A 9,929-nucleotide genomic window follows, 5' to 3' on the forward strand; every position below is an offset into this window, starting at 1 on the left:
CTCAGGCCGGTTCAGCCTGCAGCTCTGCGAGATTCCAGCGCGGCTTCACATCGAACGTGTAGCCGCGCTGAAGCGTTTCCAGCCCGGCTTGCAACCGCATGCCGGCCGCCAGCGCAATCATCGCGCCGTTGTCGGTGCACAAATGCAATTCGGGGTAATGCACGCGTATGCCGCGTTGCTTGCACACCGCATTGAGCTGGCTGCGCAGCAGCGCATTGGCGCCCACGCCACCGGCCACCACCAGGCGCTTGAGCCCGGTTTGGGTCATCGCCGCCAGTGATTTTTTGACCAGCACTTCCACAATCGCCGCCTGCGTGGCGGCCGCCAGATCGGCCTTGCGGCTTTCCAGGTCGGGCCCCAGCTTTTTGGCCTGCGTCAGCACGGCGGTCTTGAGCCCGGCAAAGGAAAAATCGAGATCGCCGCTGTGCAGCAGGGGCCGCGGCAGCTTGAAGGCCGCGCCATCACCCCCTTCGGCCAGTTTCGACAAGTGTGGGCCACCCGGATAAGGAAGGCCCATCAGCTTGGCCGACTTGTCAAAGGCCTCACCGGCCGCGTCGTCAATGGTTTCACCGAGCAGCTCGTAGCTGCCGACGCGATCCACCCGCATCAGCTGGGTGTGGCCGCCCGACACCAGCAGCGCCACAAAAGGAAACTCCGGCGGGTCGGCGCTCAGGAAGGGCGACAGCAAGTGTCCTTCCAGGTGATGCACACCCATGGCCGGCTTGCCCAGCGCCGCCGCCAGCGAACAGGCCACACCCGCGCCCACCAGCAGCGCCCCGGCCAATCCGGGCCCGCGCGTATAGGCCACCACATCCACCTGCGCCAGGCTGCTGCCCGCCTCCGCCATCACCTGCTGCGTCAGGGGCAACACCCGCCGGATATGGTCGCGGCTGGCCAGCTCAGGCACCACGCCGCCATAAGCCTGGTGCATGGCTATCTGGCTGAACAAGGCGTGCGACAGCAATCGCGGCACGCCGCTGCCACTGGCATCCACCAGCGCCACACCGGTTTCATCACAACTCGATTCGATACCTAAGACTCTCATCTTCGAAGTGTAAGGTTTGGAGAGAACTCCCCACGCCAGCAGGGCCGCAGAGCCTGCAGGGGGCACAGTTCTTGCACGAGTTCTCCCATGACGCCGTCACAATCCCTGCGCCTGGTCATCATCGCACCGGACCTCCTGGAGTCCGTGTCCGATGACGCTCATGCGCGGGAGCTCGCTGAGCGCTCGCGCCAGTTGCGCATCGGCCTGCTGGAAAACGGTTACAACATCGTCGCGGTGCTGCCGGCCGACACCTTTCTGGACGAGCGCCTGGCGCAGCTGCAGCCTGACATGATCATCGTGGACGCCGAAAGCGAGGCCCGCGATTCCCTGGAGCATGTCGTGATGGCGACGCGGGACGCCCGGCGGCCCATCGTGCTGTTCACCAATGACAACGACACCAGCCACGTCAAGGACGCCGTGGCCGCCGGTGTGTCGGCTTACGTGGTGGCCGGGCTCTCGCCGGACCGCATCCGCCCCATCCTGGACGTGGCCATGGCGCGCTTTGAGCACGAGCAAGGCCTGCGAAAGGAACTGGCGCACGCCAAAACCGAGTTGCATGAGAGAAAAGTCATAGACCGGGCCAAAGGCATGCTGATGCAGCGCCAGGGACTGTCCGAGCAGGCCGCTTACGAAAAGCTGCGCAAGGCCGCCATGGACAAAGGCCTGCGCCTGGGCGAAGTGGCCCAGCGCATGCTGGACGCCCTGGACCTGCTGGGCTGATCCGCCGGCCGGGCCGGCCACCCTCAATTGGTGCGGCGCACAAATTAGGTGCGGACAACAAGCCCCACCATTTTGGCGCCCTACCTTCAGGCGCCTATTCAGAGCGTTCGCCCGGAGGGCCCACAGGGGAAATTTTCCGGCACTCCCCACTCTGTAAATCAATTCTTTCGGCAACTTTCAAAGCCCCTGGCACAGCTTTTGCAATGCCCTAAGCACTGGCCAAGGATGGTCATACGGCACAGCACTTCAACGACGAAGTGTGTGGTGCCCCAAGGAACAAAGGCGTTCGCACCCTGCATCACGTTCAACGTGTTGCCCGGGTCGAGCGCCTTTTTTGTTTTTGTCTTTCGTTTTTACTTAGCTGGAGCCGACCACATGACTGAACTGCTGAAATCTTCGCTGACACGCCGCACCGTGCTGCAGGCCGCGGCTGTGGGTGCCGTAGGCATCAATCCCGCCCTGCGCGCCGCCGTGTACGCCCAGGGATCGGACGCACCGGAGAAAAAGGAAGTCAAGATCGGCTTCATTCCCCTGACCGACTGCGCCTCGGTGGTGATGGCCTCGGTGCTGGGCATAGACCAGAAGTACGGCGTCAAGATCATCCCGACCAAGGAAGCCAGCTGGGCCGGCGTGCGCGACAAGCTGGTCAACGGCGAACTGGACTTCGCCCACGTGCTCTACGGCCTGGTCTACGGCGTGCATATGGGCACGGCCGGCCCCAAGAAGGACATGGCCGTGCTGATGACGCTCAACAACAACGGCCAGGCGATCACGCTGTCCAAGAAGCTCGCCGACAAGGGCGCGGTGGACGGCGCCGGCCTGGCCAAGCTGATGGCCAGCGACAAGCGCGAATACACCTTCGCCCAGACCTTCCCCACCGGCACGCACGCCATGTGGCTTTATTACTGGCTGGCCGCCAACGGCATCAATCCGATGAAGGACGCCAAGGTCATCACCGTGCCGCCGCCGCAAATGGTGGCCAATATGCGCGTGGGCAATATGGACGGCTTCTGCGTGGGTGAGCCCTGGGGCCACCGCGCCATCATCGACGGCATAGGCGTGACCGCCGTGACCACCCAGGACGTGTGGAAGGACCACCCGGAAAAAGTGCTGGGCACCACCGCCGAGTTCGTCAAGAAATACCCCAACACGGCGCGCGCCGTGACCGCCGCCATCATCGAGGCCGGCAAGTGGATAGACGCCAGCCTCTCCAACAAGAACAAGATGGCCGAGACCGTGGCCGACAAGAGCTACGTCAACACCAGCGTCGACGCGATCAACCAGCGCATCCTGGGCCGCTACCAGAACGGCATGGGCAAGACCTGGGACGACCCCAACTACATGAAGTTCTACAACGACGGTGCGGTGAGCTTCCCTTACCTCTCCGACGGCATGTGGTTCCTCACGCAGCACAAGCGCTGGGGCCTGATCAAGGACCACCCCGACTACCTGGGCATCGCCAAGCAGATCAACCACATCGACGTCTACAAGCAGGCCGCCACGGCCGCCAAGGCCAGCGTTCCCAAGGACGTGATGCGCAGCAGCAAGCTGATGGACGGCGCCGTCTGGGACGGCAAAGACCCGAAAAAGTACGCCGACAGTTTCAAGGTCCACGCCTGAGCCCGCGCCCCCTGCCTCATCCACCGAACCTTCCACCCCACGCAAAGAGGTCACGCCATGGTCAGTGCCGTATTCCACAGCCCGCTTGAGGCCGCACCCGCGGCCCGCGGCGGCGACAAACCCAAAGCCAGGGATGCCGGCCCTGCCCCATTGGCGGCTACCCACAACATGACAAACCCCTCCACCATTCCCCCCGACGCACAGGCGGGCACTCCCGCCGCACCGGCCCGCGCGCCGTGGGATGCCTCGTTTCTCTGGCTGGCGGTGCTGCCGCCGCTGCTGGGCCTGGGCCTGCTGGCGCTGGTCTGGGAGCTGGTGTTCATGGGCACGGGCGGCAGCATCCCGTCTCCAAAGGACACCCTCGCCCAGGCGGTGCAGATCTTCAGCGACCCGTTCTACAGCAAGGGGCCCAACGACCAGGGCGTGGGCTGGAACGTGCTGTCCTCGCTCAAGCGCGTGGCCATGGGCTTCGGCATGGCGGCCGTCGTCGGCATCCCGGTCGGCTTCATGATCGGCCGCTTCAATTTCCTGAGCCGCATGTTCAACCCGCTGATCAGCCTGCTGCGCCCGGTCTCGCCGCTGGCCTGGCTGCCGATAGGCCTGCTGGTCTTCAAGGGCGCCAACCCGGCCGCCATCTGGACCATCTTCATCTGCTCGATCTGGCCCATGATCATCAACACCGCCGTCGGCGTGCAGCGTGTGCCGCAGGACTACATGAACGTGGCGCGCGTGCTCAAGCTCAGCGAATGGAAGATCGTCACCAAGATCCTCTTCCCCGCCGTGCTGCCCTACATGCTGACCGGCGTGCGCCTGGCCGTGGGCACCGCCTGGCTGGTGATCGTCGCGGCCGAGATGCTGACCGGCGGCGTCGGCATCGGCTTCTGGGTCTGGGACGAGTGGAACAACCTCAACGTCAAGAACATCATCATCGCGATCTTCGTGATCGGCATCGTCGGCCTGGTGCTGGAATTCGCGCTGATCAAGCTGGCCACGGCCTTCACCTTCGAAGAAGTCAAGAACTGAACACGGGGAATACGCCATGACATCCTTCACCACCAAGTACATCGAAATCCAGGGCGTCGCGCAGACCTTCAAGACCCGCAAGGGGCCGTTCCGCGCGCTGCAGAACATCAACCTGACGGTCGCCAAGGGCGAGTTCGTCGCGCTGATCGGCCACTCGGGCTGCGGCAAGTCCACCCTGCTGAACCTGATCGCCGGCCTGACAACGCCCACCGAGGGCAGCCTGCTATGCGCCAACCGCGAAATCGCCGGGCCCGGCCCGGAGCGCGCCGTGGTGTTCCAGAACCACTCGCTGCTGCCCTGGCTCACCTGCTTCGAAAACGTCTACCTCGCGGTCGAGCGCGTGTTCTCGGAGACTGAAAACAAGGCGCAGCTCAAGGCCCGCACCGACGCGGCGCTGGCCATGGTCGGGCTGACGGCGGCGGCGCAAAAACGCCCTGGCGAAATCTCGGGCGGCATGAAGCAGCGCGTCGGCATCGCGCGCGCGCTGTCCATGGAGCCCAAGGTGCTGCTGCTCGACGAACCCTTCGGCGCGCTGGACGCGCTGACCCGCGCCAAGCTGCAGGACGAGCTGCTGCAGATCGTGGCCACCACGCAAAGCACGGTGGTGATGGTGACCCATGACGTCGATGAGGCGGTGCTGCTTTCCGACCGCATCGTGATGATGACCAACGGCCCCTCGGCCACGATTGGCGAGGTGCTGCAGGTCGAGTTGCCGCGGCCCCGCTCGCGCGTGGCGCTGGCCGAGGACATCCGCTACCTGGGCTACCGCAAGGCCGTGATCGATTTCCTCTATACGCGCCAGGGCCACGTCGAAAAAGCAGCCTGAGGCAGGCTAGAACAAACCAGCAGGGGCCGCGGAACCGGCTTTGCCGGGCCGCAGGCGCAGCGCCCTCTCGGGGGGGGGCAGCGACCCGCGCAGCGGCGGAGCGTGGGGGCCCGTGTCGACCGTTTCGCCAGTCCGCCAGTTCGCATAAGGGAGGTTTCCTATGTCCGCAGTTTTGCCAGTCCATGGCGCCGACAGGATCGCGGCCGCCCGGCCCGCACGCCAAGCCGGCCCGGGCCTGTTCGGCAAGTACCGCGAAATCATCATCGCGGTGGCCTTCTTCCTGCTGTTCGACCTCGGGGTGCTGGTGCTGAACTTCTACACCTCGTTCAAGATCGACCAGGACACCGTGGCCATCAACCTGTCGGGGCGCCAGCGTTATGTGTCCCAGCGCGTCGCGCGCACCCTGCTGGAGCTTGACGCCACGCGCGCCGCCGGGCTTTTCTACAAGCCCGAGACCCTGGCGGAGCTGCGCTCGGGCGCCAAGATCTTCCAGATCTCGCAGGTGGCTTTTCGCGAAGGCGGAACGATTCCCGGCGGCGACGGCAAGCCGGTCTACCTGCACCCCGTGACATCCAGCCGCGGCCGCGAGCTCGAAGAGAAGGTGGAAGTCCTGTGGAAGCCCTACTTCGCCCTGCTCCAGCCCTTGCTGACCGGTGACAACTTCACGCAGCAGGAACTGGCCGCCGCGCTGGCCTACAGCCAGGCCCACAACAGCGAGCTGCTGGGCGCGGCCAACGACTTCGTGACCGAAACACAGCAGATAGGCGCTTCGCGCGCCAGCGTGCTGCGCATGGTGCAAACCGGCGGCATCGTGCTGGCCCTGCTGAACTTCGCCTTCATCCTGTTCAAGTTCCTGCGCCGCCTGAAGACCTCCGACGCCGCGATTGAAGCGGCGACCGAGGAAAACCGCGAAATCCTCGCCAGCGTGCGCGAGGGCCTGTTCCTGCTCACGCCCGGGCACCAGCTCGGCTCGCAGCTGTCCCGCTCCACCCATGCGCTGTTCGGCAAGACGCTGGCACCGGGGCAGAATTTTTTTGAGGTGCTGTCCACGCTGGTGTCCCTCAAAGCCCTCACCGACGCGCGCGACTATGTCGAGCTGCTGTTCTCCCCGCATGTGAAAGAGCAGCTGGTCCAGGGCATCAACCCGCTTTCGGAAGTGGAACTGACTGTTGCCAACCGCCTGGGCCAGCAGACGACCCGCTACCTGTCCTTCCATTTCAACCGGGTGCAGGACGGCGCCACCGTGCGGCACCTGCTGGTCACCGTGCAGGACATCACGCAAAAGGTTGAGCTGCAGGCGAGGCTCGCCGGCGAACGCCAGCGCTCGCAAAAAGAGCTGTCCATGATGCTCAAGGCCTTTGAGACCGAGCCGGCCATGATGCGGGCCTTCGTCGAGCGCGCCGAGGCTTCGCTGCTCGAGGTCAACGACCTGTTGCGCAGCACCTCCTCGGCCGCCTCCGAGGTCCAGGTGCTCAAGGCCGTGGACGGCGCCTACCGCCGCATCCACGCCTTCAAGGGCGACGCCGCCTCGCTGGGCCTGGAAATCCTGGCCACGCTGGCCCACCAGTTCGAGAGTGAGTTGCAAAAACTCAAGGACAGCGGCGCGGCCACCGGCGACGCCCTGCTGGCCCTGCCCTTGCCGCTGGAAGACCTGCTCTCCAAGGTGGGCGCCTTCAAGGCCCTGAGCCAGAAACGCTCCGGCGAGGACGCGCCGTCCCGGCAAGCGAACTCGCCGGAAAGCCTGCATGCCGCGCTCACGCAACTGGCGGCCGAAGTATCCGCCGACTGCGGCAAACGCGTGAACATCGACGTGCGCATGGCCGGCATGCCCGAGATACCGCCGTCCAAGATGAACCTGGTGCGCGAGATCGCCATCCAGCTGCTGCGCAATGCCGTGGTGCACGGCGTGGAAACCCCTGCCGCTCGGCAGACCGTCGGTAAATCCGCCGCAGGAGAGGTCGCCGTCACGCTGGGTCCTGACGGCGCCGGGCAGTGGCAACTCAGCGTGCGCGACGACGGCGGTGGCCTGAACGCGGGCCATGTCCGCCGCCGCCTGCTGGAGCTCGGCTGGTACAACATGGAACAGCTGCAGAGCTTCAGCGACAAGCAGATCGTCGCGAACATCTTCAAGCCCGGTTTTTCCACCGCCGGCAGCACGTCGCGACATGCCGGCCGCGGTGTCGGCCTGGACCTGGTGCAGGCCAACGTGCAGAGCCTGGGCGCGCGCCTGCTGCTGTCGAGCACTCCTGGCCAGCACACTGAGTTCCGGGTCGTGTTTTCCTGAGGCCGCCCCACATGACCACTTCCCAGACATCCCAGACATCCCAAACACCCCCAACCCACAAGGAGGCTCACCATGCGATTGCTGATTGTTGACGACTCCAACATGATCCGCACCCGCATTTCGCGCGTGGTGCAAAACGGCGGCATCAAGGGCATCGTGCTCGCGGGCCTGGCCAGAAACGGCAACGAGGCCGTGCGGCTGGCACGGGCGACGCGGCCCGAAGTCGTCACCATGGACCTGACCATGCCCGAGATGGACGGCATCGAATGCATTTCCGCGCTGCTCAAGCTGGACCCGGCCGTCAAGATCCTCGTGGTCAGCGCGCTCAGCGACAAGTCGACGGCCATCCAGGCGCTCAAGCTGGGTGCGCGCGGCTTCGTCGCCAAACCCTTCACCGATGACGAGCTGCAGATGGCATTGCTCGACATCGCCGACATGCGCTAAGGAGGGCTGCTGTGGCCACACTCAACGAAAACGACCTCAAGCTGTTTGTCGACTCGATCCGGCATTACCTGAAGGTCACGACCCGGCAGGAGCCCCAAATCACCTCGGCCTACCTCGGCTCGGGCGATATCGAGGGCTTTGAATTCAACGGCATCGTGGCCTTTTCGGGCAGCCACAACGGCCATGTGATGGTCTCCATGCCGGGCAAACTGGTGCGTGAAATTTTGCTGCTGCAGCATGAAACCGACCTCAGTGACGGCAACCTGCTGGACGCGGTGGGCGAAATCGCCAATACGCTGGCCGGCAATGCGCGCAAGGCCCTGGGGTCAGAGCTGCAGATTTCGGTGCCCGTCAAGATGCAGGGTACCCAGGGCATGAAGGCCAGGGTGCGTACCCGCCCCTATGTCATCACGCTGCGCTGGAACCACTATTCGGCCATGGTCTGCGTCGACATGGACCGCAAGAACTGAGCGGGATTCCCGCCGGGGCGCACGCATTTTGTGCGGCGCACCAAAAGAAACCGGAAAATGGGCTGAAACCGCGCCGTGAGGGTGCGTTTTGCACGCCCCAAGGTGGCACGCTTTTCGCACTGATTCTGTGAATCAACCATCTCACAGAAAGAGCTTGCACCATGGCGGGGTTCCGTAATTTTCTCAAGGCTGGTCACGCGCCCACGCTGGGCGCGGCGTTTTTTTACTTTGCCTTCTCATGTTGCATCTGGGTCATGAACGGGGCCATGGCGCCCTTCATCTCCGAAACCTACAACCTTTCGCCGACCCAGAAGGGTGTGATGCTCTCGGTCCCCATTTTCGCCGGCGCGCTGATGCGCTTTCCGCTGGGCGTGCTGGCCCAGTACATAGGCCGCAAGAACGCCACCCTGGTGGAAATGGGCCTGATCATGGTGGCCCTGCTGTTCGGCTATTTTGTGGTCGATTCCTACAGCAGCCTGCTGGCCATGGGCGTGCTGCTGGGCATTGCCGGCGCCAGCTTCGGCGTCGCGCTCAGCCTGGGCTCGGGTTCCTTTCCGCCGCGCTACAAAGGCCTGGCCATGGGCCTGGTCGGCGCGGGTAATGTGGGCACCGCCGTCTCGGTGCTGGTGGCGCCCGCGCTGGCCCAGCGCTTCGGCTGGCAGTCGGTCTACGGCATTGCCGCCGTGGCCATGCTGCTGCCGATGATCGCGATGATCCTTTTTGCCAAGGAGCCCGACGACGTGGACAGCCACGCCACCCTGCGCGAACACGTGGCCTGCCTGTTCGAGAAAGACGGCTGGGCCTTCAGCCTGATCTACGCCGTGAGTTTCGGCGGCTTCATCGGCCTGGCCACGTTCTTGCCCTCCTATTACTACGACCAGTTCGGCGTCAGCAAGGTGCAGGCGGGCCAGCTGTCCATGCTGGCGGCTTTCATGGGCGCGGCGCTGCGCATCTTCGGCGGCTGGATTTCCGACCGCTGGGGCGGCGTCAACACCCTGAGCGTGGTGCTGCTCACCATCGCCGGCACGCTGATCGCCTGCGGCCTGGCCGGCGGCTCCCTGGCGGCCACGACGCTGCTGGTGATGCTGTGCTTTGCCGCCCTGGGCGCAGGCAACGGCGCCCTCTTCCAGCTCGTACCCCTGCGCTGGCCCCTGGCCACCGCGGTCGCCGGCTCCATGATCGGCGAAATAGGCGCCCTGGGCGGCGGCCTGGTACCCAACGCCATGGGTATCTCCAAGCAATATGCCGGGACCTATATGTGGGGATTCTTCTTTTTTGCTGCGCTGGCTTTGGGGATGCTGGTGATGCTTCGGGTTATGCAGATCCGGTGGACCCGGACCTGGGCTGAGAAGGGTGGGCGTGCTCGCAGCGCGTGAAGGAAGGCCGGGTCTTGCGCCGGCGGGCGCGCTCTCTGCGTAGGCTTGCTGGCCGGGGGTAGCCCGGCAGCTACTCACTTTTATCGAAACCCGCAAAGAGGGTTTTCTTTTGTTCGCCAAA

The 9,929-nt window shown here is 64.7% G+C and carries 9 protein-coding genes; 8 read left to right on the forward strand and 1 reads right to left on the reverse strand.

What is annotated here, in order from left to right:
- Position 1: 1 nt before the first annotated feature.
- Complete coding sequence (gene tsaD / locus PMI15_RS04760; protein ID WP_007864504.1) at positions 2-1,045, reverse strand: tRNA (adenosine(37)-N6)-threonylcarbamoyltransferase complex transferase subunit TsaD; 1,044 nt, start codon at positions 1,043-1,045, stop codon at positions 2-4.
- A gap of 87 nt (positions 1,046-1,132) precedes the next feature.
- Between tsaD and PMI15_RS04765 the strand changes: the two genes are divergently transcribed.
- The 8 genes from PMI15_RS04765 (at position 1,133) to PMI15_RS04800 (ending at position 9,808) form a co-directional block, all read left to right on the forward strand.
- Entirely contained in the window at positions 1,133-1,765 is a 633-nt protein-coding gene (locus PMI15_RS04765) for an ANTAR domain-containing response regulator (RefSeq protein ID WP_007864505.1), read from the forward strand.
- A 375-nt stretch (positions 1,766-2,140) separates the two neighbouring features.
- Entirely contained in the window at positions 2,141-3,385 is a 1,245-nt protein-coding gene (locus PMI15_RS04770) for a CmpA/NrtA family ABC transporter substrate-binding protein (protein WP_007864507.1), read from the forward strand.
- A gap of 57 nt (positions 3,386-3,442) precedes the next feature.
- Positions 3,443-4,408: a nitrate ABC transporter permease gene (ntrB, locus tag PMI15_RS04775; protein WP_007864509.1), complete on the forward strand. Its 966-nt coding sequence runs from the start codon at positions 3,443-3,445 to the stop codon at positions 4,406-4,408.
- A gap of 16 nt (positions 4,409-4,424) precedes the next feature.
- Positions 4,425-5,234, forward strand: a complete 810-nt coding sequence (locus tag PMI15_RS04780) for an ABC transporter ATP-binding protein (RefSeq protein ID WP_007864510.1) — start codon at positions 4,425-4,427, stop codon at positions 5,232-5,234.
- A gap of 160 nt (positions 5,235-5,394) precedes the next feature.
- A complete protein-coding gene (locus PMI15_RS04785) occupies positions 5,395-7,518 on the forward strand; it encodes an ATP-binding protein (protein WP_007864512.1) in 2,124 nt (707 codons plus the stop codon).
- A 72-nt stretch (positions 7,519-7,590) separates the two neighbouring features.
- Complete coding sequence (locus tag PMI15_RS04790) at positions 7,591-7,962, forward strand: response regulator transcription factor (RefSeq protein WP_007864515.1); 372 nt, start codon at positions 7,591-7,593, stop codon at positions 7,960-7,962.
- Positions 7,963-7,973: 11 nt separating this feature from the next.
- A complete protein-coding gene (locus tag PMI15_RS04795; protein WP_007864517.1) occupies positions 7,974-8,432 on the forward strand; it encodes a chemotaxis protein CheX in 459 nt (152 codons plus the stop codon).
- Positions 8,433-8,593: 161 nt separating this feature from the next.
- Positions 8,594-9,808: a nitrate/nitrite transporter gene (locus tag PMI15_RS04800; RefSeq protein ID WP_007864520.1), complete on the forward strand. Its 1,215-nt coding sequence runs from the start codon at positions 8,594-8,596 to the stop codon at positions 9,806-9,808.
- Positions 9,809-9,929: the final 121 nt, after the last annotated feature.

Origin of the sequence: Polaromonas sp. CF318, from assembly GCF_000282655.1 — a bacterium.
In the GTDB taxonomy this organism is placed as follows: domain Bacteria; phylum Pseudomonadota; class Gammaproteobacteria; order Burkholderiales; family Burkholderiaceae_C; genus Polaromonas.

Coding starts and splice junctions, on each gene's coding strand:
- ntrB (WP_007864509.1), top strand. CDS start 3,443: ATGGTCAGTGCCGTATTCCACAGCCCGCTTGAGGCCGCACCCGCGGCC.
- PMI15_RS04790 (WP_007864515.1), top strand. CDS start 7,591: ATGCGATTGCTGATTGTTGACGACTCCAACATGATCCGCACCCGCATT.
- PMI15_RS04770 (WP_007864507.1), top strand. CDS start 2,141: ATGACTGAACTGCTGAAATCTTCGCTGACACGCCGCACCGTGCTGCAG.
- tsaD (WP_007864504.1), bottom strand. CDS start 1,045: ATGAGAGTCTTAGGTATCGAATCGAGTTGTGATGAAACCGGTGTGGCG.
- PMI15_RS04765 (WP_007864505.1), top strand. CDS start 1,133: ATGACGCCGTCACAATCCCTGCGCCTGGTCATCATCGCACCGGACCTC.
- PMI15_RS04800 (WP_007864520.1), top strand. CDS start 8,594: ATGGCGGGGTTCCGTAATTTTCTCAAGGCTGGTCACGCGCCCACGCTG.
- PMI15_RS04785 (WP_007864512.1), top strand. CDS start 5,395: ATGTCCGCAGTTTTGCCAGTCCATGGCGCCGACAGGATCGCGGCCGCC.
- PMI15_RS04780 (WP_007864510.1), top strand. CDS start 4,425: ATGACATCCTTCACCACCAAGTACATCGAAATCCAGGGCGTCGCGCAG.